Origin of the sequence: Corynebacterium sp. HMSC064E10 (assembly GCF_001812505.1) — a bacterium.
GTDB lineage: Bacteria > Actinomycetota > Actinomycetes > Mycobacteriales > Mycobacteriaceae > Corynebacterium > Corynebacterium amycolatum.
Genome location: NZ_KV809173.1, coordinates 554197 through 580074, shown reverse-complemented (window position 1 = coordinate 580074; position 25878 = coordinate 554197). Strand labels below are relative to the sequence as shown.

The window sequence follows — 25878 nt, the reverse complement described above, 5'->3', positions numbered from 1 at the left end:
CGCTACGATTGGCTGCGGGTAGAGGCCAATTATCTTTCAAGGGAGGATTCCACCCATGAGCTTTTTCGAGCAGATTGCTGCGGCACTGGACCGCGAGGGCATTGAAAGTCGTGTCAACGATGACACCCTCTTCGTTCCCATTACCTCTGACCTGGAGGTTCAGTTCGTCACCATTGATGAGGACATCCCGGCTGCCGAAGTTTACGTAGCCGCTGCCGATGTGGATGATGAGGACGACGAGTTCGAAGCTGTTCTGGTCTCCGCTGTATTCTCCGTCGAAGACGCCGTCGCAGCAGTCGCTCACCATGTAGCTACTGACCAGGTTGTTGGCCTGCTTCGCACTCTGCTCGATGGCGACGATGACCGCATTGCTGACCTGGAGTTTGAACAGGACCCCGAAGAGGCAACTCTGGTTACCTCCGAAGTTGGTACCTCCTCGTTGGTACAGGTTTTGGTAACTGCCCACAACAACGAGCCCAGCGCACACGTCCGCTTCATCTCCCAGGACGCAAACTTGGACGACATCGTCGATCAGGCCATCGCGGAGTTCTGGGACTCGGACACCGAAACGGTTCTCACCGATGATGACCGTCGCAAGATGTTTGCTGACCTCTACTCTGACATCCAGACCTTGCGCAATGAGGTTCTGACACTGGGCACCTTCAAGGACTTTGACAAGCTGATGGATGTCCTTGCGCTCGTGGTAGACCGCGCAGAGGAATGGGAAGATCAGCTGGCACCCGTCGATGACGGGTATGCAGAGTACATCTACTCTGATCACGTTGCCTCCTTGGACGAGGATGATGACGACGACGAGGACGATGATGACCTCTACGACGATGGCGACTATGACGACGAGGACGACGAGGACGACGAAGAAGGCGACGACAGCGAGTAGCTATACTGCGGCAGCGCTGTGACTAGTGCTAAGCCGCTGATGGGCGAGAAGAAAAGAGCTCGCTAGGACACGGCAGTGGCCGCGCGTCCCTGGTGCCAATCCAACTATAACGGCGCCCGGGGAGTGCGAGGTCAGTGCCGTTTTCGTGTATCTTGCTGCAGTCCTGCGCACGATGGAGAGCCTCGGCTACAGCCCGAGTGCGTCGGCGGTTTTCTTCCCGTGTCCGATTCGAACCGCCAATTCCGCGGAGGACTACCTCCGATGAGGATTCCACCTTGACGGAAACGGAGTACATGAACATGGGCTCATCCTTCAGGATGAAGTATTCCGCGTGCACGTCGGCAAGCTGAGAGACCAGTGCGCGAGGAAGCGCTATCCGTGACGCTCGGACGGTGACCACAGGCCCGTCGGGAAGCGAGAAGGTGTGATCCAGCGCGCCGGGCGAATGCCTACGGCCGATGGTGGGGTGGCAGAGGATTGTGCGGATGAGGGCGAGGTCTTCGAAACATTCTGCACGGTAGGTAGCGGATAGCGGGGGAAGGGCTAGGCGACGGTGAATGGGAAACTCGTTTGTTGTACTCATGGCTCACAAATTATCGAACACCCCGGACTCATTTTTTCGAACGCCTAGAACTCGTGTTCGAAATAAGATTAGTATCAGTGGGCTACCTAAGTGGGGGTAGTCAATTGGCTAGGTGTCTGGTGTTATTGCAGGGACGCGTGGGGTTGTGGAAACGATTCGATAACGACTTTTGTAAAAGCCCAAAAGTCTGAGAAAACACTATTTCCGGGGGTGGGGTGGTGGATTAGTGTGAGTAGTGGCCCTAAAGAAAAACTAAAAATCTGAAAGATTCGTCTCAATGAAGCACGCAAGAAGTCGACTGGCGGTAGCGGCTTTCGCAGCACTTTTGTCCTTGGTGGCCCCGGTCGCTGCACATGCTGTCGTGGTTGGTCCGGGTGACCCGATTCGAACTCCCATGGAGGGAAGTCCGTGGGATGGGTATCGAAATATCAACTCGCCGATGTGTTCGGCGGGTGTTCCGGGGACGGTGACGGACCGCAACGGCGAGAAGCATCGGGTCATGTTGACCGCAGGGCACTGCCTGAATGATGCTCCGGATGTGGGTCTGCCAATCGTCACTGGTGAGGTGTATGTGCCAACCACTGAAGGTGATAAGCGCATTGGTACCGCAGGTGCCCATCGTTGGGAATTGCCGCAGGAAGATGCCGGACTGGAGTCGTTGCCGGCAGGCTTTAATGGCGCGGACTACGGAATAATCAACCTGGATCCGGACGTAGAGACTACCGGCGCAAGTTACTCCATTGATGAAAATGGTCAGAGCTACGGGGAGCCGGTAGTGATGACTGGCATTCAGGACAATGAAGACCTGCCGCGTGGCGAAGTCTCCTTCGATAATCTTGGCAAGCCTATCTGCAAGGACGGTATGCGCACCGGACGGGCCTGTGGATACCAGGTATTCCGAGCTCGAAACGGCATCTGGACGGTTGGTATTGGCGTTAATCACGGTGACTCTGGCGGAAATGCCTACGACCCGACCACAAATGAAGTTATTGGCGTGAATTCGATGACCTTCGGTCCGGTCTCGCGTGTGATGCCCGCAGATATTGCCATTCAGGAGGCCTACGGTATTCCCGACGGTCAAGTAAACGACCACTTCGAGGTATCGGATCCCACGGCTCAGCGCGACTCCACCTATCGCACCCTCAACGAGGATATGGCGGCGGATCAGGAGTATGCCCGGGCGCAGGATTCACAGGATTCACAGGAAGGTTCTGTACCGCAGCTAGTCGATCTCGTGGACCAGCTGCCGCAGTTGCCGAAACTCCCTGAGCTGCCACAATCGCCCCAATTGCCACAATCGTCACACCTGTCTGGGGCGCCTCAGTTGGCAGAAATTCAGCTTCCAAGCTTTGAGAGCTAGCACCAGTCTGAGAATCTGACAAAAATCACCCCCGAACCGTTAAGAGAGCCAGAATCATCCAAGGCGGATGGTTCTGGCTCTTGCATTGCTGTTGAGCAAACTTTTTGATGTCTAATGAGTCTGAAATGAAGACGAATGAACGGTTCCTCGACTGAGAATTTCACCCTAGGTTTCATTTTTGGAGAGCTTTGTAAAGGTGTCCCTAATACACTGAGTGGGACAAGTTTTCTGTACAGAAATGGAGTAGCGCACACTATGGCCAGTTCGAAGAAGGTCGCCACACTCACGGCTGCACTGTCGGTAGCTGCAGGTGGCTTTGTGCCCGGAATCGCGGTAGCTGAGGCTGCACCGGCAAACTCGGATGTTGTCATCGGCCCGGGTTCGCCGTTGCGGATGCCGTTCCCGAGCAGCAAGAACATCGACGGACGTCATGTTCAGTCTCCGATGTGCTCTCTGGGAGTTCCTGGCACCGTTGTGGATCAGAATGGTGTTTCGCATCGCGTCATCATGACTGCCGGCCACTGTGTTGTGGCGAAGGATACTGAAACCGGCGAAGAGGTCACCGGCCAGTTCTTCATCCCAACCAAGGACGGCGACAAGCTGGTCAACAAGGACTACATGGGCACCGATGTCATGCCGGAAGAGAGCGACTTCGACGAAAACACCACTATGCCGGAGTTCTTCAACGAGCTCTTCAATAGCGGTGACTACGGCATCATTGAGGTTCAGGACGACATTAAGACCACCTCCATGTCCCACTCTGTGGATGAGTTCGGCAACGTCCACGGCGAGCCGGTCCAGATCGTCGGTATCGAGGACAAGCGCACTCTCGACCCGATGGAGATTTCCGTCGACAACTTCGGTGAGCCCGTGTGCACTGACGGTTCCCGTACTGGCCGCGGTTGCGGCTTCCAGGTCTTCCGTGTCCGCAACGGTGTCTGGGCCATCGCTCCGATTGACCACGGCGATTCGGGCGGAAACGCCTACAACCCAGAGACTCGCGAGGCCATCGGCGTTAACTCCATGGGTATTGGCCCGCTGAGCCGCTTCCAGCCGATTGACGTTGCTCTTGAAGAGCAGTACGACATCCCAGACGGCCAGGTTAACGAGCGCTTCAAGGTAGAGACCTCCACTGAACCGCAGTCTGAGTTCCGCACGATTGACGAGGACGTTCAGTACACCAACCAGCACGTCCCGCAGGAAGAGCCGGATTTGGGTCCGATTGGCGAGCTGCTTCCAGAGGGCGTCGAGGTCCCGCCGGAGATTGCCGACATCATCTCGGAGAGCCCAGCTCTCCCGGAGCTGCCCATTCCGGAGCTGTCGGGGTCGACCGCTCAGGCAACACAGGCTGTCAGCAACCTCTCCTCGCAGGCAGGTCTTCCGAGCCTGTTCTAATCAGGTCACTGCAGTCTCGTAGATAGAGCGTTCGCTTTACGACGCTCCGTTTAACCCCCTATTCCGCCATGGTGGCGGAGTAGGGGGTTTAGCTTTTGTTAGTCAATCGGCTTTGCGTGAAGGTACTCGAAGAATGTGTCGGGAACGGGATGTTCAAGGTGAAGCTTCATTGTGACAACATCTAATTCTTTGTCTTTTAGCCCCTTCATTGTCGTTTGTTGTGGATCGCTGGGAGTCACTTCGCCAAGGTAGGTGAATCCTTCATCTGGTAAATCATCCCTACGCACAAACAAATGGATTGGGAACTTGTGTTGGATGATGCTCTGGACCTCTTGGCTCTTGAGGGTCCTATTTGAACGTGTAAACCAGCGCATCGTCGAACGGTCAATGAATTCATCTTCGTAGGCAATGCTCGGAGCAAGCCCCTTGTGTTTACGGTAGTTCACGAAGATAGGGATCGTCTGCGAGTGGGAATCAATCTTGTAGCCATTTAGCGTGCCTGTTTGATCCGACCGAAGCCTCAAAAGACGAGAAACATCCTTTCTGGAATAGCGTTGATTGCGGCGAAGCACACCCGCGAAATAATCATTTTCGCGGGACAGGAAAAGACCAGTTTGAATGATGTCATCCACATGCTCTCGAAAGCTATTTGGATATGTCGAATCCCACTTGTTGTACAAAGTCAAAAATTCCTCAGTCAGACTGTAACGTGAGGTTTCGTCATCGTACCGGACCAATCTAATTTCTTCGTAGGCCCGCTTCGGGTAAAACTCGAGGTTGAGCACTCGTTCGACAACAGAGAGATCCAGCTCGCTGTGAGAAACAGCCCTTGTGTCGAGAAAGTCAGAAAATTCTTCACGTGTGATGGAACCATGCTTAATAAGCTGGTCAAGTAGAAGTAACTCTTGGGGTTGCTTTCCGGGAAGTAGCTCGCGGGACAAAAACTTCAAGTATTCACTCTGCTTATCCGTTGGTCCTGTTGCTGCTTTGTCTACTCGGTGGAGGAGTTCCCAATAATTCTTGGTACGCCTGGTCGAGATCACTGCAGGGTCAACGAGGTTGAACCGAGCAAAATCCATTAGTCGTGGTACACGATTCAGTCGGTACTGGAGAAGTTGAATATCCTTTTTAAATTCAGCAATCGTGTCTACCGAGGCTGTATCGATGGCTTTAAGGATCTTCTCCTTGGCAATTTCATCAAAGCTTACAGTGGAGCCCGATGGGATATTGGAGGGATCAACGACTTTGCTCTTGAGCTTCGACTTATTTCTAGATGAATCGCCGAAAAGAGCCATCGGGATCATGTAATTGTTCTTGTAGTTTCCAATAAAATCAATTACTCGGAGGTGGTCTTTTCCTGGGGCTTTGCGAAGACCACGGCCCAGCTGCTGGGTAAAAATGATGTTTGACTCGGTGCCGCGTAGCATCACTACTTGATTTACTGCCGGAATGTCGATGCCCTCGTTGAAAATATCAACGGTGATGATGTAGTCGAGTTCGCCTGCAGATAACTCCGCAACGACAGCATTTCGTGTCGAGATTGAGTCTTCACCTAGAAGCACCTTCGTCCGTAGCTGCCGGCCAAAGAGCTGCTTTTGGTTGAGCTGCTCCGACAGCGCTTTCGCTTCGTCTTTCCGACTGCAAAACATGAGCCCCTTAACTCTCTCAGGAAACCCGTAGACACGGAGCTTCTCCAGGAGATAGTCGATACGATCTTCAGCGACGAGAGCATCGATGGATGCAGTCTTATCACCGATCGCTCGAACTCCATCATCAAAATCGGTGACACCGAAATAATGGAATGGTGCGAGCATATCGGCTTCAAGAGCGGCTTGCAGTCGGATTTCGTAAGGAACGTTGAAATCAAAGAGGCGAAAGATGTCCCCTGAATCTGGACGCTCGGGAGTTGCGGTCAAGCCGAGGACAAACTCGCTGTTGAAGTATTCAAAAACTGGCTTGTAGGAATTAGCAGCGCCACGATGAACCTCATCGATAATGATGAAGTCAAAGGCATCTGGAGAAAAGGTTTTGTAAGTCGATTGGGAATACAAGGATTGAACTGAGGCAAAAAGGTATCGTGCATCAGTTTCTTTTTTCCCACCAACCAAGAGTCCAAAGTCGGCGTCCGTAAGCTCAGAACCGGAATAAGCAAGTACCTTTCGGAATTCACTCTTAGTCTTTTCCAGAATCTGTTCCCGGTGGGCGACGAACAAGACGCGCTCGGCCTCTGCTTCTTTAACTGCTAGTGCAGCAAGGATCGTCTTCCCCGTGCCGGTAGCGGAAATTATGAGGCCTTTCCGCTCGCCTGACTGCCTCAAGTCAGCGATATTCGACAGCGCTACCTGCTGCATTTGATTGGCGATAACTGGGCCCTCGGGCAGCAACTTTGTGTGCGTGTTTTTCGAAACTGGAGGTACGCGGTTCTGTTCGTACTGATCGACCCATTGATGAGTTAGTGGGATGCAACGGTTACGTTGCATATCAATGGCCGTCTCAATTTGGAACGTGATATCACCATTCTGGTGGCTGGAAAAGTGCAGATTCCACTCTTCGTTTTCCTGGAGCGCCTTTTGCGTCAAATTTGCGCTGCCGACGATGGCTGAAAGCTCAACCTCTTTGTAAAAGAGGTATCCCTTTGGATGAAAACCCCGGTGATGATCCTCGGGGTAGATGTAGACGTTCAGTCCCTCAATTTCGAGTAGTTCTCTGAACATCGATGGTGAATTGAAATCAAGGTAGTTCGACGTGATGATCGTCATTGGGCCAGAAAACTGAAGGAGATCCTCCTTCAGCATGGCAAGAGCGGCCGGAGAAATAAATGCTACTGAAAATATGAAACTCGTAGCGGTGCGTAGCTCCTCGCGGAGCGCATTGTACATAGTGGCCGACTCATCGTTGCGAATGAGTCGGGGATTGTATTTTTTGTCGGCAACGATGTTTTTATCGATGAAGCCGTATCGCAGGTCTCCGACCAGGGAATTCATCATTGTTTTAGCATACTAAATGCACGCTGCGTCGCTTGTATTGATTATTGTTCGTTTACAAGAATGTCGACTGTAGGGATGTCCGCTGGCGCCCAATCAACGGAATAAAGTTCGGCCGGTTCTAACCAACGATATTCAGTGTGCTCCGTTAGCTTGATTTCGGGAGAAGAAACGGAACAAAAGTATGTCGCCAGTGAGATAACGGCGAAGTCATACTCATGGTCGACAGTGAGAATGTGGTTCCCAATCTCAGCTTCAAGTTTTAGCTCTTCTCTTAGTTCACGGGCTAGAGCCTCACGAGGGGACTCACCTTCTTCGATCTTTCCACCGGGAAATTCCCAATAGTTTTCCATCGAGCGACCTGGGCCGCGTTGGGCGGCGAAGATTTTTCCTTCGTAGGTAAGAACCGCACCTACAACTTCGATTCGTTTTTTCATCTCAACTCCGCGTTCTGTCATTGCGCCTCATTCTAGTAATCGTCACTGTTTGCAGATCGGGCTATGGTGAACTCCTGGGCTTTTTATTTTCTCTTTTGCACAGTAGAAAGGACCGTTACCTTGTCAGCTTCCCGTTCGCGCGGCCTGCTTCGTCGTAAAGCAAAGTGCGAATCTCAGCCGGCTATCGCATCGGAGGTGGGAAGCGAATCACAAGGTCTGGGTCCTCAGTCGAGTGAATTAGACCGGACAAAACAGCCGATTCCGCGAGCGATTTGGATTCTGGTCAGCGCCGCGTTCATCATCGCGCTGGGCTTTGGGCTGATCGCTCCAATTCTTCCGCAGTACGCACGCAGCTTCGATGTGGGTGTGTTCGCGGCCAGCTTCGTGGTCAGTTCGTTCTCCATTTTCCGGCTGATCTTCGCGCCGGCATCGGGTTCGCTGGTAGAGAAGCTCGGATACCGACGCACGTACCTAACCGGCATCAGTATCGTCGCGTTCTCGACTTTGCTTGTCGGTGTTGCGCAGACATATTGGCAACTGCTGGCGTTTCGTGCGCTCGGAGGCATCGGTTCGACGATGTTCACGGTCTCGGCAATGGGGCTGATTGTGCGGATTTCACCGCCGGAGATCCGTGGTAAGAGCTCGGCCGCCTACGGCACAGCCTTCCTGTTGGGCAATGTCTTTGGCCCAATTATTGGTGCGGCAATGGGCGCATGGGGCATGCGGGTGCCGTTTTTCATCTACGGTGGCGCGCTGATTGTGGCAACGATTGTGGTCGGCATGTCGCTGAGCGCGGAGCATCTTCGCCACGTAGTGCCAAAGCGCACGACTCCAGTGCTGAAGTTCTCCGAGGCAATCCGGGACTCGGCATATCGAAGCGCACTAGTCGGAGCCTTCGCCAACGGTTGGTCGAACTTCGGCGTGCGCGTCGCGATTGTCCCGCTGTTCGCTGCGGCAACGTTCTCCCATGTCGGCGCCCCAGAACCGGGCAGCGATGGGGCAGTAGCTGCCACTGCCACAGCTGGTTTCGCGCTGACGGCCTTCGCGCTCGGCAATGTTACGGCACTTCAGTTTTCCGGTCGTTTGTCCGACCGCATCGGCCGTCGTCCACTGCTCATCACAGGCCTGTTTATCAACGGCGTATTCACTGGCGCAATCGGATTTAGCAGCGGCGCCATTCCGCTACTGATTCTCTCAGTCCTCGCCGGCTTCGGCGCTGGCATGATCAATCCATCGCAGCAGGCCGTGCTTGCCGACGTCATCGGCGCCAACCGCCAAGGTGGAAAGGTGCTCGCCAATTTCCAAATGGCTCAGGACTTCGGAGCAATCTCCGGCCCGCTGATTGTCGGCGCAATCGTGGATGCCGCAGGGTTCAAGGCCGGATTCCTTGTTTGCGGTGTCATCTCGCTGGTCGCGATGGTGGGCTGGATATTCGGGCGCGAGACTCTACCAGCCCACTCGTCGAACAGCGGAGCAAAAGAAGCCAAAGCGAAAACAGCTTAAACAGAAGCGGATTTGCTAGATTCCTTGCCTTCATCGAGCTTTCGGCAAATAGCCACATAGATAGCGCCAGTAATGTTGTGCACCACCGCGGCCACCGCGCCCGGAAGCGCGGCCTCTGGGGTAAAGAACTTCGCCGCCATACCGGAAGACAGACCCGCGGATTGCGTGCCGACCTCCACGGCCACCGTGCGCTTGCCCGCAGTCGGCATCCCGACCAGCTGGCCTGCAAAGAAGCCGAGCACGTAGCCCAGCACGTTGTGGATGATTACAGCCACAAACACAATGAGGCCAATGTGCGCCAGGCTCTCCGCATTCTTGGCCACGGCACCGAAGACCACGCCGCCGATACCGAGGATGGAAATCCACGGCAGAATCGGCAGGATTTTATTAATAAACGAGTCGGCCACAAAGCGAATGATCAGGCCACCAACCACAGGCAGGAGGACTGTCTGGCAGAGGCTCCACGCCATCCCGAGGCCGTCGACCTCCGTGTGCGCGTCGGCAAGCACGAGCATGAGAAACGGCGTCATAATCGGCGAGACCAGCGTCGACACGCTGGTCATAGCGACGGACAGCGCGACATCACCGCGTGCCAGGTAAGCGATGACGTTCGATGAGGTGCCGCCTGGGACGGAGCCCAGCATCAGCAGACCGACGGCCAGCGCCGGGTTAAGCCCGAGCACTTTCGCCACGGCAATTGCTAGCAGCGGCATGATGACAAACTGCGCAATGACGCCGAAGAGAATCGCCAACGGGCGCTTAGCGACCTGCTTAAAGTCCGGAATGGTCAGGGTGAGGCCCATCGCGAACATGATGATCATCAGGAAATATGTGATGTAGTCCGTCAGCGGAGTAAACGGGGCGGGGAAGAAGAATGCCAGCGCCGAACCCGCCAAAATAAAGCCCGGAAATCCGAGAACCTCAATTATCGCCGAGAGCTTCGACGGTGCCTTATTTTCCTGCTTGCCATTCCCAGAAATCTCCTCGGGAGAATGTGGTTTTAGCGGGGACTGCCGGGGCGAAGACGGCGGCGTTTCTGGTGCGTTGTTATTGCTGGACATTCTCTAGTGACCTTGGGTTTATACGTTGCGAAATTGCAAAAATCCGCCGAACGGTGGGTGTTCCACGGCGGAAAATAGCAGATATGTGTACAAACGTGTAGGGAAAATGTTAACTACCTCACCCCATGCAATTGCAAAATAGGTACCCCGAAGTGGGTGCAATGTGCTCGTTTGACGTCGGCCCCAGCGCCGGGCCTCATCCAAGAAATCGACCACCTAGTGTTGTGGCCTTGCTAACGGGAAATGGTTTTTTGACCGACGGTGGCGTAGTCTGGGCAGTCGGTGTGAAATCCTGACGACAATGTCGCAGAGAATCTGGCAGCGGTATAAATTCGCTGGTGAAACGCTTGAGAGTGCATAGTGCATGATGGGCGCCCCTCCTCGGAAGTAAAAGCTGAATTGGGTTTGGGCGCAATTTTTCGAAGTATGTGCAAGAGAAGCGATGTCATCGCAATTCCGACGTGAGAGCACTGAAAACAAGAACGTAAATTGGGCGGGTCATGTATGTGCGACCCAACTGTGAGTAATCAACTGTTGAATATTGAGTGTGCGGGCGAAAAGGCCCAGGAAGAGCCCCAAATGGCTAATAATGAAATGAATGGCAGCGTCGAGGAAAATCGCGAGGATCAGCGCGAAAACCAGCGCGAGGACGCAATTGTGAAGGCCGAGGATGTAGTGGCCGAGGAAGCACCAGTGGCCGGAGAGAAGGCCGCTGAGGAAAAGACCGAGAAGGTAGAAAAGACTGCCGAGGCCGAAAAGAAGGCCGAAAAGAACAAACACGACAACGACGACGACACCGTCGGCTTCGATGAGCTCGAGCTGCCGGATGACATTGTCAATGCAGTTCGCAAGGTTGGGTTTGAGACTCCTTCCCCAATTCAGGCTGCAACTATCCCGACTCTGATGAGCGGCCGCGACGTCGTCGGCCTGGCTCAGACTGGTACTGGTAAGACCGCGGCGTTCGCGCTGCCGATTCTGGCTCGCATTGATCGCTCCGTCCGCGCACCGCAGGCGCTGGTGCTCGCTCCGACCCGTGAGCTGGCACTGCAGGTTGCGGATTCCTTCCAGTCGTTTGCTGATCACCTGGGCAAGATTCAGGTCCTGCCAATCTACGGTGGTCAGTCCTACGGAGTGCAGCTGTCGGGTCTGCGTCGAGGTGCACAGATCATCGTCGGCACGCCGGGTCGTGTCATTGACCACCTGGAAAAGGGCTCGTTGGACATCTCCGACCTGCGCTTCCTGGTACTGGACGAGGCCGATGAGATGCTGCAGATGGGTTTCCAGGAGGATGTCGAGCGCATTCTTGCCGACACTCCGGATGACAAGCAGGTCGCACTGTTCTCGGCTACCATGCCGGCTTCGATTCGTCGCCTGTCCAAGCAGTACCTGAGGGAGCCGGAAGAGATCACCGTCAAGTCCCAGACTCGCACTGCGGACAATATTCGCCAGCGCTTCCTGATGGTCAGCCACCGCAACAAGCTGGACGCGCTGACCCGCATCCTCGAGGTCGAGGAATTTGAAGCGATGATCATGTTCGTGCGTACCAAGCACGAGACCGAGGAGCTCGCTGAGAAGCTGCGTGCCCGCGGATTCTCCGCTGCCGCCATCAACGGCGATATCCCGCAGACCCTGCGTGAGCGCACGATTGATCAGCTCAAGGACGGCCGCCTGGACATCCTGGTGGCAACCGATGTGGCTGCTCGTGGCCTGGACGTTGACCGCATTTCCCACGTGGTCAACTACGACATTCCGCACGACACCGAGTCCTACGTCCACCGCATTGGTCGTACCGGTCGCGCTGGCCGCTCCGGTGAGGCGCTGCTGTTTGTCACTCCGCGTGAGGGGCGCCTGCTGCGCTCGATTGAGCGTGCGACCAAGTCCCAGCTGCACGAGATGAAGCTGCCGACCGTCGATGAGGTCAACGACTCCCGTAAGCAGAAGTTCGCTGATGATTTGACTGAGGCACTTGCCGATTCGCAGGTTCCGGTCTTCCGCGAGCTCATCGAGGAGTACGCTGAAGAGCACGACACTCCGCTGGTCGATATCGCCGCTGCTATCGCTGCGCAGGCACAGTCGGGCGACTTCCTGATGAAGGAGCCACCGCGTGGCCGTCGTCATGATCGTGACCGTGATCGTTTCGACCGCGACCGCAACCGTGGCCGCGATGGTCGCTCCCGTGGTGAGCGCGGTCAGGGCAAGCGCGCCGACCTGGTCGAATTCGAACGCGAGGGCACCGCAACCTACCGCATCAGCGTCGGTCGTCGCCAGCACGTCCGCCCGGGTGCCATTGTGGGCGCCATCGCCAACGAGGGCGGCCTGTCATCAAAGGACTTCGGACACATCGACATCCGTGGCGACCACACCCTGGTCGAACTGCCGGCCAACCTGCCGCAAGAAGTCATCAACAACCTCTCCGATACCCGCATTTCCGGCCAGCTCATTGGGCTGAAGCTTGACGACGGCACCTCGGTCGACGACAGCGATGACTACCGCGGTGGCCGTGGTGGCTACCGTGGCGATCGTCGTGATGGCGGTCGCGGTCGCGGAGGATACCGTGGTGGTCGTGGCCGCGATGACCGCCGTGGTGGCGGACGTGGCCGGGGTAGCTACCGTGGAAACTTCGATGACGGTGACGGTTTCGGCGGTCGTGGTCGCGGCCGCGGTCGCGGTGGCTACCGTGGTGACCGGGATGACCGCCGCGGTGGTTACCGAGGCGGACGCCGCTAGACCTGTTAGGCAGGCGAGCAGGGGGTCGTCGTCACGCGACCACTGTCCGTGGCGCTGACCTAGAAAATAAAAAAACTGCCGGTGCGCATGTACTTCCCAGCCCTAAAAGTCGGGCCGAAACGTACAGGCGCACCGGCAGTTTTATTGTGTCTGAGCGTGTGCGTAGGCGCGGGGCCTAAGCGCTAGAGCTCAATCCTTAGATGAAGAACATCAGGATGCCGGCGACAACCCACAGCAGGGAGAAGATGCCGGAGAACATGGCCAGCTGGCCCTTCTGCTTGTCCCAGTCGAGCTCGTCAGCCTTCTTGCGACGCTCGATGAACTCCGGATCGTCAACATCCTCGTCTTCATCAGCGATGCCGAGGCCGGCCATCATCAGACGCTGACGCGGAATGATCAGGAAGAACAGCAGTGCCCAGGCGATGATTGCCAGCAGGATTGCGGCGTGCATTGCCCCGGACTTCATGTAGGTCGACACATCGGTGAACATGACACCGAAGCCGAGCAGCGGCACGAGCAGCGACCACATGCCGTAGGTGCGCGAAATGGCGTGCATGGTGCGCGCGGAGCCGACCGTTCCAGCCTCTCCGCCGCGGGCTGCAAGCGCGAGCTTCGGGAACATCGAAATTGCGACAGTCACCGGTCCAAGCAGCAGAATTGCCGCTAGGACGTGAACCATAAGAACTACGTTTTGCACGTATTACCTTTCCACGACTGAATGTAGGCCTCGCGTTCAAGCGAGGAGTGGCCTGGATATTTCCTTATTAAGACCAGTCCTTAACTTAACGTGCTCGCACTATTTTCTCTATTTCGTGCCTTTCCCAGCGCGGATCCCACACGCAGCTGCCAGCGCCGTCCAGTCTGCCGAAGATACGGGCAGGTCCCATTTAATGGCCACCGCTAAGTAACGCTGCGAATAGTCACACGCCTTCGCATCTTCGGGAAGCCATTCCGCCGGGCTGGCATCTCCTTTATCCCTGTTGACCGCACTTCGGGTGGGCGCGAGGTTGGCCTCGATATCGTTGCCAAATCGCCGACGCCGCTCGGCATCCCAGGCGTAGGCTCCGAAATCCCACGCCGCTGCCAACGGATAAATGTGGTCGATATCGACCTCATGCGCACCCACCGGGTCACCCGTGTAAGGGTCGGGGATTTCGCGCAGGGCGCCGTCGTCAAGCGAACATACAGAGCCCCCGAACCACGCCGCCAACACTTTATGGCGTGTATTGCAATCGGCAGAACCTGCCCAGACGTCGAAGCGCTCGCGCTTGTACCCGGTGACGGTGGGGCGGCCTGCGACGACGCGCACAGTGCGCAGTTGTTTGACGACGGCTTCGGCGTCCGGCCCAGCGGGGGAGGATGTGACGAGAACTCGCGTAAGTGCAAAGGATGAGACAAAGGCGGCGGTCAAGACGGCGGCTAGGATGGCAAATAAAAAAGGGCGCATACCTAGTTGGGCGCGAAAAATACTTTTTCGGTTCCTTGTAGGTATGCGCCGGGGCTAGCCTGTGGGGCTAGCGGAGGCCAAGCCTAAATCGAAGTGTTAGACCAGAGCCTGCTTTGCTGCGTGGTCGAACTCTTCCTTGATCTTCTCATTCGGTTCCTTCGTAGCCAGCGTGACGATGATCATCACGACAGTTGCAGCGGCGAAGCCCGGGACGATCTCGTAGAGAGTGTCGCTGAGCGAGCTCATGCCCCATGCGAAGGAGACAACCGCACCAGTGATCATGCCGGCAGCAGCACCTGGCGTGTTCAGGCGCGACCAGTAGAGGGCGGCCAGCAGCACCGGGCCGAATGCCGAGCCGAAGCCGGCCCACGCGAAGCCAACCAGATCCAGAATGGAGCTGTTCGGGTTAGCAGCGATGATTGCGGCGATAATGGCAATCAGCGCAACCGCGACGCGGGAGAGAGCCATGTAGGTCTTCGGACGCAGGGACTTGTTGACCATTGCCTTGAACAAGTCCTCGATTAGCGCGGAGGAAGACACCAGCAGCTGCGAGGAAATGGTGGACATGATTGCTGCCAGAACCGCAGTCAGAATCAGGCCTGCAATCAGCGGGTGGAACAGGATGCGGGTCATGTCCAGGAAGATAGTCTCGTAGGAAGACGCATCAGTGACCGAAGCATCTGGGTTCGTAGCGAAGAAAACAGTCGCGGTCAGAGCCACGAGGACCGAGCCGAGCATGCACAGTGCCTGCCAGCCAACGCCCCAGCGGCGGCCCTCGGTTGCGTCCTTCGCGCTACGCAGAGCCATAAAGCGAACGATAATGTGCGGCTGGCCGAAGTAGCCCAGACCCCAACCGAGCAGACCGATAATCGTGATTAGCGGAATGCCAGCGAACGGATCGAAGAAGGTCTCGACCGGCTGTCCCTCGCTGCCCGGGTAGGGGTCGTTTGCAGCGAAGCTGAAGATGTCCGAGGCGGAGTTGCCATTGTTGATTAGGTAGATGATGCCGACAGTCGGAACCGTCAGCAGCGCGATGAACATAATGATGCCCTGCACCGTGTCTGTGTAAGACACAGCCAGGAAGCCACCGAACAGGGTGTACGCGACAGTGATAGCCGCTACCAACAGCATGCCGACGAGGTAGTTGCCACCGAACGTCGACTCCCAGTAACGGCCACCTGCCACCATGCCCGAGGACACGTAGAAGGTGAAGAACAGCAAAATAATCAGGCCTGCGGCAACGCGCAGCACCTTCGATGTATCGTGCAGACGATTCTCCAGGAACGACGGCACGGTAATCGAGTTACGAGCAATCTTGGTGTAACTACGCAGGCGTGGTGCGGTGAACTTCCAGTTCAGCCATGCTCCTGCGACCAGGCCGATTGCAATCCAGGTCTGGTTCAGACCCGAAAGGTAAATCGCGCCGGGCAGACCCATCAGCAGCCAGCCGGACATGTCCGATGCACCCGCTGACAGTGCCGCGACGAACGGATGTAGGCCGCGGCCGCCAATCATGTATTCGTCATACTCTGCAGTCTTTTTCCATCCGGTCCAACCGATGTAGACCATCAACAGCAGATAAATGACTAGTGCGATGATGAACCATGTGTGTTGGTCCACAGGGCAACTCCTCATTATTTATTAATCGTACAGTCGGACTCGCGCACTACCTAGCGCACCAAAAAGCATTTTCGGCGCACAACTCAATTTCGCTTAATCAAGTCTGCTTGACGACGTTCACAGCGACGCGGCAGCATCGAGCCAAAAAGTGGCCGACGTCCACGGTGGAACCTGCGGTTCGCGATTCAACACAGCTTCAGCTTCCGGACTATCTTCGACAGTCATCGGAGCCTACTGGCACATGCGAACCATGGCAGAACTATTGCACGAGTCACACATTTTTAATTCTTGTGGCCTATACGACGTTTTCATGTGATGCGCTGCATTGCAAGATAAGAAGCGTTGAAAAAGCTTTTAAAAATCGGTTAAGTGCGACAAATTACCTGGGAAAAGGGATATTTGGGCAGAAGGGGAGTAATTTTTGCAAGATACATAATTCGAACATGTGTGCTAATATTGTGGTGTGGTGGAAAAGCTGATCCGGGGTGCGTGGCAGAATCTTCATTGAACAAATATCTGGTGGCGAAGTCGCCGGGTGATTAGACGGTGATGACTGAGCAGGCGATGACTGAGCAAGCAGTGGGGAGGAAGTAATGGATCAAGTTGCTAAGTCAGCGGTGCCGTTGCTGCTGCACGCGGTCTGGAAGGATGATTCGGGTCTTCACCTATGGGTGGAGCGGCCAGAGGGGCACCGGATTATTGCGGACGTGGATTTGCTGGAAGTCCCGGCGCATCAGCGTCGGCTTTTTGCAGTGCTGGACCAGGGGAGTCGAGCGCAACTGACGCTAAAACTGCGCACACCGAAGGGGCGGGCAGTAGAGAAAGCGGTACCCACATGGGTGTTCCCGCCATGGGCTGCGGTGACGGCACTGGTGCAATTGCAGGAGGAAGTTGCCTCGGCGGCGATGGCACCGGATCTTCGGTTCTTTGTGGATGTTGTACAGGGATTGGATGCTTTCGCACGCTCTGGGCGGGCATTGGTGGCGCTGACATGGGAAGACAATGAGTGGTGGCCGACGTGGCGGATGTCGGAGGGGCTGAGTGAGATTGCTTGGCAGAGTCAGGTCATTTCCCGTACACCACCGGTGTTGATTGATAACGGAGGTGCCACGGTGGCTGAGGACTTCATCAATCGGATGTTTCATTGGGTCACCAACGCGCTCCTGGCCGATCTGGATGAACCGGCAGAACAGCGTCAGAGTTTCGTGCGGTCGTTGTTGCAGTCTCAGTCCCTGGGGCGTGCGACGCCGGGGGTGGCGCAGTCACTGGCAAAGTGGAGACTGTCGGCCGATGGTGAGGATGTTCGTCTGCAGCTAATGGTGCAGGAACCTGTTGGTTTTGAAGGCCAGCTGGAAGACTTGTCGGATGTGGATCTTCCGCAGCTGTTGGAGTTGCAGGATCGAGCGGATGAAGAAGGGGGCTCAGTAACTCGCTTCAATCCTCGTTCAGCTGCGGTGGAACATGAGACTCTATGGCCATTGCGGATGTACTACCGCATCGGCGTCGCAGCTCCGGAGCGCCTGAATCCAGAAATGTGTCGCCGGTCCGTGCTGTCGCTGCTTCGCCCGCAGCTATTGGCTGCACAGGAGGCATTCCCAACGCTCAAATATGCGAAGGCAGCGGGCCACCCGGGCTTGGATCTGCTGCTGACCTCAGAGCAGCTGATAGAGCTTATGACTGATGGCATCTCGCAGCTGGCAAAGGTTGATATCGATGTGATGCTGCCGCCGAACTGGAAGTCAGTGGAGACCACCCTGCAGTTGCACACTGAAGTCGTCCAGTTAGATCCGACGGGGCCTGCTGGGCGCCGTTCGGAACCGAAACTCGGATTTGACCAACTGGTTGATTACGAGTGGAAGCTGGCCGTGGGGGATGCCGTACTGACGGAAGCGGAAATGCGTGAGCTCGCTGCATCGAGTACGGGGCTAGTGCATCTGCGAGACCATTGGGTGCACGCGAACCCAGAGGTAGCTAGGGAAGCCCTGAAGTTTTTGGTGGAGCAGACCAAGGCCGGGGAGGAAACCGGTAAGGGGCAAGCCACCCTGAAAGAGCTGGTCTTCGATGGTGGTTTGGAGTCGCAAGCTCCAGCAGCAGTGCCAGTCGCCCCGAGGGATCCCTCTTGGCTCAAGGCGTTGGTGTCGAAGTACTCAGACGGTTCCACGGCCCTCGCAGAGTCGGTCGAGGTGCCACCGAGTTTTGTCGGTGAGCTGCGGGAGTATCAACAGCGCGGTGTGGAGTGGCTGGCGGATATGTCCAACCGCGGCTTTGGTGTCATTCTCGCGGATGACATGGGGCTCGGTAAGACTGTGCAAATTCTGGCGCTGTTGGAGTATGAGCGCTGCCGTCGGAAAGCAGATGCTACGGCTCAAGAGCACAAGACTTCGCTGCTGGTGGTTCCGACAGGTGTGTTGCGCAATTGGGCAGCAGAAGCGGCAAAGTTCACTCCAGAGCTTAAGGTTGGGCTGCTGCATGGTTCAAACCGCCCTCATGGTGGAGAACTACAAGAATTTATCGGGAAACACGATGTTGTTGTGACGACCTATGGTGTTGCTACCCGAGATGTGAACGAACTCGCCCAAGTGCAGTGGGATCATGTGATTGCTGACGAAGCACAGGCAATTAAGAACCCCAACGCACAGGTATCCAGAGCGCTGCGGAGCCTGGGCTCGCGACACAACATCGCCATGACTGGTACTCCGGTGGAAAATGACTTGGGCGAACTGCGCACCATCATGGATTTCTGTAATCCAGGCATGCTGGGCTCAGCGAATGCATTTCGCAACAAGTTTGCGATTCCCATCGAGCGTGATGGGAATGCGGAAATGCTGCTGCAATTACAGTCGATTACAGCACCTTTTATCCTGCGCCGACTCAAGTCGGATCCAGCTATCGCGCCGGACCTGCCCAAGAAGAATGAGCAGGTGGAGATGGTTCCTCTCACGACGGAGCAGGCTTTCTTGTATCAGGAGGCCGTGAAGGATATCGAGGACAAGCTTAAGCGCTCGAAGCGGAATCGTTCTGGCAGCTTCGGGCGAAAGAGCATCATCCTCGGCGGCATCATGAAGTTGAAGCAGATTTGCAACCACCCAGCGCACTACCAGCACGACGGCTCGGGGCTGCTTAATCATGGGCAGCATCGCTCGGGCAAGGTCGCACGGTTGGAAGAGCTCGTCGATGAGATTGTGCAAAACGGTGAACGCGCGCTTGTGTTCACGCAGTTCGTGGAATTTGGCAAGATGCTTGCCCCTCATTTCAGCAAGCGCTTGGGCGTGGACATTCCGTTTATTCAAGGGGCAATGACTCCGGCACAGCGCGAAAAAGTAGTGGCAGAGTTTAATGCTCCGGACGGTCCACCAATCATTTTGCTGTCGACTCTCGCGGCAGGTGTCGGCATCAACCTAGTTGCCGCCAACCACGTCATTCATATTGACAGGTGGTGGAATCCAGCGGTTGAAAACCAGGCCACGGACCGTTCCTACCGCATCGGTCAGCGTAAAGACGTCCATGTGCACAAGCTGGTCAGTGTTGGAACGCTTGAAGAACGCATCGACGAGCTGATTTTTGAAAAAGCAGAATTGGCGGATGCAGTTGTGCGCGCTGGTGAAATCAAGCTGACGGAGATGGATTTTCACCGTTTGCGGTCACTGTGGCAATTGGACAAGGACAAGATTCAGTCACTGCGTGAATCGATGGACGCAGCGGAGTCAAAGTCCGGTGGGACGGTGACCGGTCGGGTGAACCCGGAGGCCACGGCATTGGATTCCGCAACCTCGGATGACGATTCGATTCCCAACAATGTGACACCGTTTAGAGTCCAGAAGAGGTGGTACTAATGGCCGGTGACGGAGACGTGACATGGGGCGACAATGTCATCTTTGCCGAGTTTGGCAAGGGTCCCTCTGGAAAGCGCGGTCGTAAAAGGACTACGGCGCGAAGCGCACCAGCAACCAGCTCGACGATTGAAAAGCTCCTGGCCACCCAGGACTGGGCTGGTGCATTTACCGGGCAGCAGCGACGTGGAACCTCAGCGCGTGTGGCGGTCGAGCCACGTACTAGCTTTGCCCGGTGGGTGTGGGAGTTCATCATCCGTGGCGCCGATTCGGGTCGTGTTCACAGAGGCGAGAAGTACAGGTTCGACGGCAATGTGCTCGGGCTTCGAATCGCGGATGGTTACATCATCGGGGAAGTGCAGGGCAGCCAGCCGGAACCATTTTCAGTCTTTATTCGGTTCCCACGGCGGGAGCAGAAACAAACTGACGACGTACTGCGGTGGTTGGTGAACAATCCGTCGGCCTTCACAGAGTTTGAGCACGGCGAGTTGCCGTATGAGCAGATGGAAATGCTGTTGTGCGATGGTGAAGAGCACATTTATAGCGAATGCACCTGCCCGGACCCGGCACCTGTGTGTAAGCACACCGTTGCAGTCGCCGCTCAACTTGTCGCTGATATTGACCGTGATCCGCTGTCGCTAATGCAGCTGCGCGATTATCCGCAGCGCGAATTGCAACGCCGGCTTCAGGAACTAACACAGCTGCGAAACCGGACTGCGCCAAAGCGCCTCGGGCTTGGCGGCGCGGTTCGGGAGGATCCCAATAAAATCGCCCAGAAGGCGGATGGCGCTGGTGGAAATGATGGCGGTGACAACGAGCAGAAAAAGGTTGCCGAGCTTTTCGCGGTCGAAGCCGACTACTGGGGCAATGATTTGGAACGAGTCAGTGTTCCTTCGCTCGAGGTTATTGACCCACTAACAGTTACCGACCGTAGTTTGCTGCATGAAGCATTGCAGCCAACCTGCGTAATTTCGAGAGAGACCATTCGTGCAGTCGCCGATTTGGAAGATTGTTGGCAACATCTGCAGGAATCGCTGAGCCTGGGACAAAAGGAGCGCTAGTCATGAAATTCATTCACACCTCAGATTGGCAACTGGGAATGACTCGGTGGTTCCTAGAGCTCGATGGCGGTGAAGCCCAAGCTAGGTTCCACGAAAGTCGCCTCAACGCCATCGACCGCATCGGTGAGTTGGCGACCAGCGAAGGCGCTGAATTCATCGTCGTCGCTGGAGACGTGTTCGATTCCAATACACTGCCGGACAAGGTGTTCTTGCGGGCTCTTGAGCGAATAGCCAAGCTACCCGTGCCGGTGTATCTCCTGCCCGGCAACCATGATGCGCTTGATGCTTCTTCCATTTATCGACGTAGCGCTTTCGAATCTTTGGAAGACCGAGGAGTTTACGTAATTCGCGACAGCGAGCCCATTTCCATCCGTGACGGGGTGGAACTCATCGGTGTGCCAGTACACGGCAAGTATTCGGCAGACGACATCGTGGCGGAAGTAGCCACGGAGCTTGAGCCGGCCGATGGAATCCGAGTGATGGTCGCACACGGCCAAGTAGAAGGCTTTGGTGCTGATGCGGGAGCCACCATTGATCTGACCAGCTTGGAACAGGCTATTGACCGTGGGGCGCTGCACTATGTGGCGCTGGGGGATTCCCACTCCACGAGCCAACTTGACCATGCTGGCAGAGTTTATTTCTCCGGCGCGCACGAAACCACAGCGTATGACGACAAAGAACGGGATTCCGGCAATGCGCTAGTCGTCGACATCGCAGAGGACGACCCCGAAAAGGGCTCAGTTACCGTGGCCTCCCACCGAGTGGGGCAGTGGGCTTTTCATGCCATCGACATGGATATCACTGGCGCGGAAGACCTCGATGAGTTCTTTGCTGAACTGGACGGTATAGAGACGAAGACAGACACAGCGGTGAAGTATTCATTGCGAGGAACCGTGACACTGTCAGAGTCGACTACCTTTGAAAACCGACTTGAGCAGTACCAACAGCTTTTCGCTGCACTTTATCGCCGGGAAAGTGGCTCCGATTTAACGGTGGTTCCGTCCGAAGGGGATATCTCTAATCTCAATCTCACCGGTTATCCGCTCATAGCTGCAGAAAAACTAACGGTCTTGAGTACAGGGCGAACCGAGAGCGGTAGACCCCTATCAGAATCTGAAACCACCGCAGCAGCTGATGCGCTTCGCTTGCTGGCTCGCCTAGCCGGAGAGAAGGAATAGATCATGCGTTTTCACGACATCGAATTACACAATGTACGTGCGATTGATTCACTCTCAATCACAGGGCTCGCCGAGCGCGGCGTGGTAGTGATTTCCGGTGAAAATGAGTCGGGTAAGACGACAATCGCCAAAGCTATTCACGTTGCACTGACGACAAAATGGAAGTCCAGGTCAAGCGAAGCGCTTAGTCTGAACAGTCACTCCAGCCAGGAAAAGCCGCAGGTTAAGCTCCGGCTGGAGCTTGACGGCTACGAATTTACGCTGGACAAGATCTTTGGTGGCACCAAGGACACCGGCACAATCGTCACCGTCCACTCTCCGACAGCCGAGGTTCTCAAAGATGACCAGGCGGAGGAGTGGCTGGCCGCCCGAATGCACAATGCAGATACCAAGAACCTGTGGCAGGTTTTCGTTGCTGAACAGGGGCAAGCACAAAAGACCCTCTCCTTGGGCGGTTATGTACAAGTCACTAGCGCATTGCAGTCGGCATCGGGGCAGCGCGCGGAAACCGCAGAAGAGGTAGGCCTTTTTGAAGCCGTTGAAGCCGAATACGGCAACTATTTCCAAAAAAATGGCAAAGAGCGCAAGCAGGTTACCGACGTAGACAAGGAGCTGGCGGAAGCCCAGCAGGTGCGCGACGAAGCGGCGAAAAAGGTCCGGGAATTCGAAGCGCTCAATGAGGAAGCTGCTCGTAATGAAGAAAGCCAGCAAACGCAGCGGGCATCGTTGCCAGAAGCCCAAAACGAAGTCGAGCACTGGGGCCAGGCACTAGAAGAACTCGAAAAGTTCAGGGTTGCCGTCTCCCAGGCACAGGAGGTCTCTGCAGCGGCGAAGCAGCAGCTGGACTTAGCTAAACAGGCTCAGCAAGAGCGCGAAGCTTTCATTCAGCAGGCACAAGAAGCCAAGGATCAGCATTCTGCTGCAGAGAAGAAAGTTGCTGAATTTAAGGAAGCGTTCGATAAGGAGGTCGCAGCTTTAAAGAAGGCGCAGGAAGATCGCGATGCGGTTGTAAACACGTACCGCGAAGCTCGAAAGGCAGAAGAACTGGCCGCAGCTGAAGTTGCATTGGGAGAGAAGCGCGGTTTGGTTGAAGCTCTGTCGAAGCGAGTGAAGAAACTCGATGCGCTCCGCGCGCAATTGGCAGAGCACAAGGAGATAGTTACTCGGAATTCCGTTACCGAAGAGGTAATGGAAAAACTGTTGACCTGCGAACGCGAAGTTGCAACAGCCGCCGCTGTGCTGGAGGCATCGAGCCCGAGTGTGCAGCTCTCGGCTAGTAGTGCGCAGGAGGTCACGGTCGACGGCGAGAAAGTGGGGCTAGCTCCGGAGGCTGAGACAGTTCAACGCGCGGTTACTAAGCCATTGGCCATCGAAGTCGGCGACGTCACGGTTGCTATACAGCCCGGAGACGGCTCAGATTCGCAGCAGCGCAAGCTAGAAAAAGCAGAGACATCGCTCAAAGAACAGCTTGAGGTTGCAGGCGCTGATTCCGTCGCGGAAGCACAAAAGGCATACACACGACGTCGGGAAGCGGAAAAAGCAAAATTCCAGGTGGAGACATCCATAACTGCGGTGTCCGACGGTGTGGAGTATCACCAGCTCACAGCAGAGTTGGACGATGCGAAGGAAGAAGCACGAGTACACGGCGAGCGGTATCAGGAACTTGCGGGCGAGGAAGCGCCGACGGAGATTGACTTGGTATCGGCAAAGTCCCGGCTGGAAGAAGCTGCAGTGGGGCGTAGGGATGCCGAGTCGGAGCGCGACAGTGCTGATATGCGCTTATCGAAGCTGGAGAAGCGTCCTGCACACGCCAACTATACGAAGGCCAGCAGCGAGCTTGAAGGGGCTCGGTCCGTTCTGAAGGTCCGCGAAGATTCGCTCACGGCGACGCGAGAAAAAGCCTCGGACGCCGAGATCTTTGCTGCGGTGGAAAACCGAGGCAAGGACTATGAGGCGGCAGAAGAGCAACTGGCTGCGGCTCAGAAGGAGCTGGCGCAGCGGGATGCCGACGACGTGGAAGCATCGCTCGCGGGCGCTAAGCAGCGACGGGATGCAGTTGAGAATCGCCTGGCTGAGCTGGAAAAGCGTCGGCAAGAGATTCGGGTGCACTTGGACTATTTCGACAGCGCGAATGAGAAACTGGCAGCAGCTGAGGGAGTAGTGGAGCGAACACAGCGAGATCGGAATTCAATGCGTCGACGTGCAGCTGCCGCCAAGACTCTCATGGAGGTAATGACACAGGCACGCGTGGCATCGCGGAATGCGCTGGCTGACCCCTTGCTGCGCAAGCTCGAAGAGTACGGTGGCGGTGTGTTCGGTGCGGGAACTCAGTTCACGATGAATGAGGACTTGCAGATTGAGTCACGGTCCAATGCCGATGGCAAGTTCGATGTCGATGAGCTATCTGGTGGAGCGCAGGAGCAGCTGGACATTCTGCTGCGCTTGGCCGTTGCCGGTGTCATGGAGGGCGGGCAGGGCGCTCCGGTGATTATTGATGATGCATTAGGTTATTCAGACGAACACCGTTTGCGGCGGATGAATAATGCTCTTGCCAAAGCGGGGCGCGATATGCAGGTATTAGTCCTGACGTGCGATGAAGCCCGCTTTGATCGTGTGACAGGAGCGGAGTTTATGAAAATTCAGGATTTGGTTTCAAGATAGTAGGCTCTGTACATATGCAAGATGTTCCGTGGTTAAGTGATGAAGAGCAGCGGTTATGGCGCTCAATTCTGAACGCTAAACGGGCCGTTGACAGGTCAATCGACCTTCAGCTGCAAGATTCTCTCGATATTTCCACTGCAGATTTTTCGGTTCTGGTTGTTCTCTCCGAGGCTGAAGACAATGTAGTGCGCATGCGCACCCTGTGCGAATCCCTGGAATGGGACCGCAGCCGAATGTCGCATCAAATTACTCGCATGGAGCGACGCGGGCTAGTAACTAAGGAACGCTGCGCCTGCGATAACCGTGGTATTGATGTCACGCTTACTGAACACGGTCGAACCGTGATTGAGAAGGCGGCGCCGAACCATGTGAAGCTTGTGCGCCATGTTTTGTTTGATGTGCTCGGTGAGAATATCGACTATCAGGGGATTTCCGCTGTGCTCGATAAGATTGCAGAGACCGCCAATGCTACGGTCACCGATTCAGTCGACGGAAAAGCAGAGTAGCCAGAAGTTTTTTGTGAGTGTTTTCTCATTTGTCTCCGCTACGAGGCTCTCACCATTAGCCTAGAGCAGTATGAACTCATTTGAATGGCTGAGTGATGATGAACAGCTCTTTTGGCAGTCGATGGTAGCTGCTTTTCGCGAGGTAGAGCGCAATATCGAGCGAAGCCTACGCACTCGAACCGGGCTGACGTTCGCGGACTTTACCCTGCTCATCGCTCTGCATGAGGTAGAGGATGGGATTCTGCATGTTGACAAGATTTGTGATCGACTGAAGTGGAACCATCCCCGCGCGCTGCTGCATACCAACAGGTTGGAAAAGCGCGGATTTATTCACACCGAAGACCACGGCGAAGACCCGGACTCGGATTATGTCGTCGTCTTAACAGGCGTTGGTCGGCACGTGTTTGCCGAGGCGGCGCCGGATTATGTAGACACTGTTCGCCAGGAAGTTATTTCACCACTTGCTAATGAAGACCGCGAAGTGATGCTGAGGTGCTTCCAGTCGGTTCTCGAAAGGAAGTAAGACTTCCACGCCCTGCTAGTAAAACAACCACTAGCAGGGCGCTTTTTTCTCTACGTTTCAAGCTGTAAGGTAAGGCGTGCCTAAAGCAAAGGGGTGACTGTTCA

General features: G+C 55.7%; 18 protein-coding genes. 11 read left to right on the top strand and 7 right to left on the bottom strand.

The window, feature by feature from the left end; genetic code table 11:
- Positions 1 to 55 precede the first annotated feature (55 nt).
- Positions 56 to 898: a hypothetical protein gene (locus HMPREF2860_RS04330; protein WP_070437933.1), complete on the top strand. Its 843-nt coding sequence runs from the start codon at positions 56 to 58 to the stop codon at positions 896 to 898.
- Positions 899 to 926: 28 nt separating this feature from the next.
- Here the strand turns inward: HMPREF2860_RS04330 and HMPREF2860_RS04325 are convergent, their stop codons facing one another.
- Positions 927 to 1481: a hypothetical protein gene (locus HMPREF2860_RS04325; RefSeq protein ID WP_070437929.1), complete on the bottom strand. Its 555-nt coding sequence runs from the start codon at positions 1479 to 1481 to the stop codon at positions 927 to 929.
- Between the two features lie 277 nt (positions 1482 to 1758).
- Between HMPREF2860_RS04325 and HMPREF2860_RS04320 the strand changes: the two genes are divergently transcribed.
- On the top strand, positions 1759 to 2841 hold the full coding sequence (locus tag HMPREF2860_RS04320; RefSeq protein ID WP_224786572.1) for a S1 family peptidase: 1083 nt from the start codon (positions 1759 to 1761) through the stop codon (positions 2839 to 2841).
- Between the two features lie 255 nt (positions 2842 to 3096).
- Positions 3097 to 4236 (top strand): trypsin-like serine protease, encoded by a 1140-nt coding sequence (locus HMPREF2860_RS04315; RefSeq protein ID WP_224786573.1) that lies wholly within the window; start codon positions 3097 to 3099, stop codon positions 4234 to 4236.
- Between the two features lie 98 nt (positions 4237 to 4334).
- Here HMPREF2860_RS04315 and HMPREF2860_RS04310 read toward each other — a convergent pair whose 3' ends face one another.
- Both HMPREF2860_RS04310 and HMPREF2860_RS04305 read right to left on the bottom strand, forming a co-directional pair.
- On the bottom strand, positions 4335 to 7223 hold the full coding sequence (locus HMPREF2860_RS04310; protein WP_070628621.1) for a DUF3427 domain-containing protein: 2889 nt from the start codon (positions 7221 to 7223) through the stop codon (positions 4335 to 4337).
- A gap of 41 nt (positions 7224 to 7264) precedes the next feature.
- The gene (locus HMPREF2860_RS04305) at positions 7265 to 7657 is read right to left on the bottom strand and encodes a (deoxy)nucleoside triphosphate pyrophosphohydrolase (RefSeq protein WP_038629499.1); all 393 of its coding nucleotides are present in this window, start codon (positions 7655 to 7657) and stop codon (positions 7265 to 7267) included.
- Positions 7658 to 7777: 120 nt separating this feature from the next.
- Here HMPREF2860_RS04305 and HMPREF2860_RS04300 point away from each other — a divergent pair, with 120 nt between their 5' ends.
- Complete coding sequence (locus HMPREF2860_RS04300; RefSeq protein ID WP_070437924.1) at positions 7778 to 9160, top strand: MFS transporter; 1383 nt, start codon at positions 7778 to 7780, stop codon at positions 9158 to 9160.
- On the opposite strand, the gene HMPREF2860_RS04295 is transcribed toward HMPREF2860_RS04300, so the two are convergent.
- Positions 9157 to 10221, bottom strand: coding sequence for a bile acid:sodium symporter family protein (locus HMPREF2860_RS04295; RefSeq protein ID WP_141745465.1), 1065 nt, complete (start codon positions 10219 to 10221; stop codon positions 9157 to 9159). The two genes, HMPREF2860_RS04300 and HMPREF2860_RS04295, sit on opposite strands and share 4 nt — an antisense overlap.
- 579 nt (positions 10222 to 10800) lie before the next feature.
- Here HMPREF2860_RS04295 and HMPREF2860_RS04290 point away from each other — a divergent pair.
- Entirely contained in the window at positions 10801 to 12948 is a 2148-nt protein-coding gene (locus HMPREF2860_RS04290) for a DEAD/DEAH box helicase (protein WP_083280596.1), read from the top strand.
- A gap of 196 nt (positions 12949 to 13144) precedes the next feature.
- Here the strand turns inward: HMPREF2860_RS04290 and HMPREF2860_RS04285 are convergent, their stop codons facing one another.
- The 3 genes from HMPREF2860_RS04285 to putP form a co-directional block, all read right to left on the bottom strand.
- Positions 13145 to 13645, bottom strand: coding sequence for a hypothetical protein (locus HMPREF2860_RS04285; RefSeq protein WP_049180815.1), 501 nt, complete (start codon positions 13643 to 13645; stop codon positions 13145 to 13147).
- Positions 13646 to 13753: 108 nt separating this feature from the next.
- Positions 13754 to 14359 carry an HNH endonuclease family protein gene (locus HMPREF2860_RS04280; protein ID WP_235191244.1) on the bottom strand — a complete coding sequence of 202 codons (606 nt, stop codon included), beginning with the start codon at positions 14357 to 14359 and terminating at the stop codon, positions 13754 to 13756.
- 132 nt (positions 14360 to 14491) lie between these two features.
- A complete protein-coding gene (gene putP / locus HMPREF2860_RS04275; protein ID WP_083280595.1) occupies positions 14492 to 16015 on the bottom strand; it encodes a sodium/proline symporter PutP in 1524 nt (507 codons plus the stop codon).
- A 593-nt stretch (positions 16016 to 16608) separates the two neighbouring features.
- Here putP and HMPREF2860_RS04270 point away from each other — a divergent pair.
- From HMPREF2860_RS04270 to HMPREF2860_RS04245, 6 genes are all read left to right on the top strand, one after another.
- The gene (locus HMPREF2860_RS04270) at positions 16609 to 19848 is read left to right on the top strand and encodes a DEAD/DEAH box helicase (RefSeq protein WP_070437914.1); all 3240 of its coding nucleotides are present in this window, start codon (positions 16609 to 16611) and stop codon (positions 19846 to 19848) included.
- A complete protein-coding gene (locus HMPREF2860_RS04265) occupies positions 19848 to 20906 on the top strand; it encodes a hypothetical protein (RefSeq protein ID WP_070437910.1) in 1059 nt (352 codons plus the stop codon). Before HMPREF2860_RS04270 ends, HMPREF2860_RS04265 begins: the two co-directional genes overlap by 1 nt.
- Positions 20907 to 20908: 2 nt before the next feature.
- On the top strand, positions 20909 to 22084 hold the full coding sequence (locus tag HMPREF2860_RS04260) for a metallophosphoesterase family protein (RefSeq protein ID WP_070437906.1): 1176 nt from the start codon (positions 20909 to 20911) through the stop codon (positions 22082 to 22084).
- A 3-nt stretch (positions 22085 to 22087) separates the two neighbouring features.
- Positions 22088 to 24745: an ATP-binding protein gene (locus HMPREF2860_RS04255; protein ID WP_070437903.1), complete on the top strand. Its 2658-nt coding sequence runs from the start codon at positions 22088 to 22090 to the stop codon at positions 24743 to 24745.
- Between the two features lie 14 nt (positions 24746 to 24759).
- Positions 24760 to 25251, top strand: a complete 492-nt coding sequence (locus HMPREF2860_RS04250) for a MarR family winged helix-turn-helix transcriptional regulator (RefSeq protein ID WP_070437900.1) — start codon at positions 24760 to 24762, stop codon at positions 25249 to 25251.
- 70 nt (positions 25252 to 25321) lie between these two features.
- Entirely contained in the window at positions 25322 to 25774 is a 453-nt protein-coding gene (locus HMPREF2860_RS04245; RefSeq protein WP_070437896.1) for a MarR family winged helix-turn-helix transcriptional regulator, read from the top strand.
- The last annotated feature ends 104 nt before the right edge of the window (positions 25775 to 25878 follow it).

Coding starts and splice junctions, on each gene's coding strand:
- HMPREF2860_RS04310 (WP_070628621.1), bottom strand. CDS start 7,223: ATGATGAATTCCCTGGTCGGAGACCTGCGATACGGCTTCATCGATAAA.
- HMPREF2860_RS04265 (WP_070437910.1), top strand. CDS start 19,848: ATGGCCGGTGACGGAGACGTGACATGGGGCGACAATGTCATCTTTGCC.
- HMPREF2860_RS04255 (WP_070437903.1), top strand. CDS start 22,088: ATGCGTTTTCACGACATCGAATTACACAATGTACGTGCGATTGATTCA.
- HMPREF2860_RS04320 (WP_224786572.1), top strand. CDS start 1,759: ATGAAGCACGCAAGAAGTCGACTGGCGGTAGCGGCTTTCGCAGCACTT.
- HMPREF2860_RS04250 (WP_070437900.1), top strand. CDS start 24,760: ATGCAAGATGTTCCGTGGTTAAGTGATGAAGAGCAGCGGTTATGGCGC.
- HMPREF2860_RS04245 (WP_070437896.1), top strand. CDS start 25,322: ATGAACTCATTTGAATGGCTGAGTGATGATGAACAGCTCTTTTGGCAG.
- HMPREF2860_RS04305 (WP_038629499.1), bottom strand. CDS start 7,657: ATGAAAAAACGAATCGAAGTTGTAGGTGCGGTTCTTACCTACGAAGGA.
- HMPREF2860_RS04325 (WP_070437929.1), bottom strand. CDS start 1,481: ATGAGTACAACAAACGAGTTTCCCATTCACCGTCGCCTAGCCCTTCCC.
- HMPREF2860_RS04330 (WP_070437933.1), top strand. CDS start 56: ATGAGCTTTTTCGAGCAGATTGCTGCGGCACTGGACCGCGAGGGCATT.
- HMPREF2860_RS04315 (WP_224786573.1), top strand. CDS start 3,097: ATGGCCAGTTCGAAGAAGGTCGCCACACTCACGGCTGCACTGTCGGTA.
- HMPREF2860_RS04260 (WP_070437906.1), top strand. CDS start 20,909: ATGAAATTCATTCACACCTCAGATTGGCAACTGGGAATGACTCGGTGG.
- HMPREF2860_RS04290 (WP_083280596.1), top strand. CDS start 10,801: ATGGCTAATAATGAAATGAATGGCAGCGTCGAGGAAAATCGCGAGGAT.
- HMPREF2860_RS04270 (WP_070437914.1), top strand. CDS start 16,609: ATGGATCAAGTTGCTAAGTCAGCGGTGCCGTTGCTGCTGCACGCGGTC.
- HMPREF2860_RS04295 (WP_141745465.1), bottom strand. CDS start 10,221: ATGTCCAGCAATAACAACGCACCAGAAACGCCGCCGTCTTCGCCCCGG.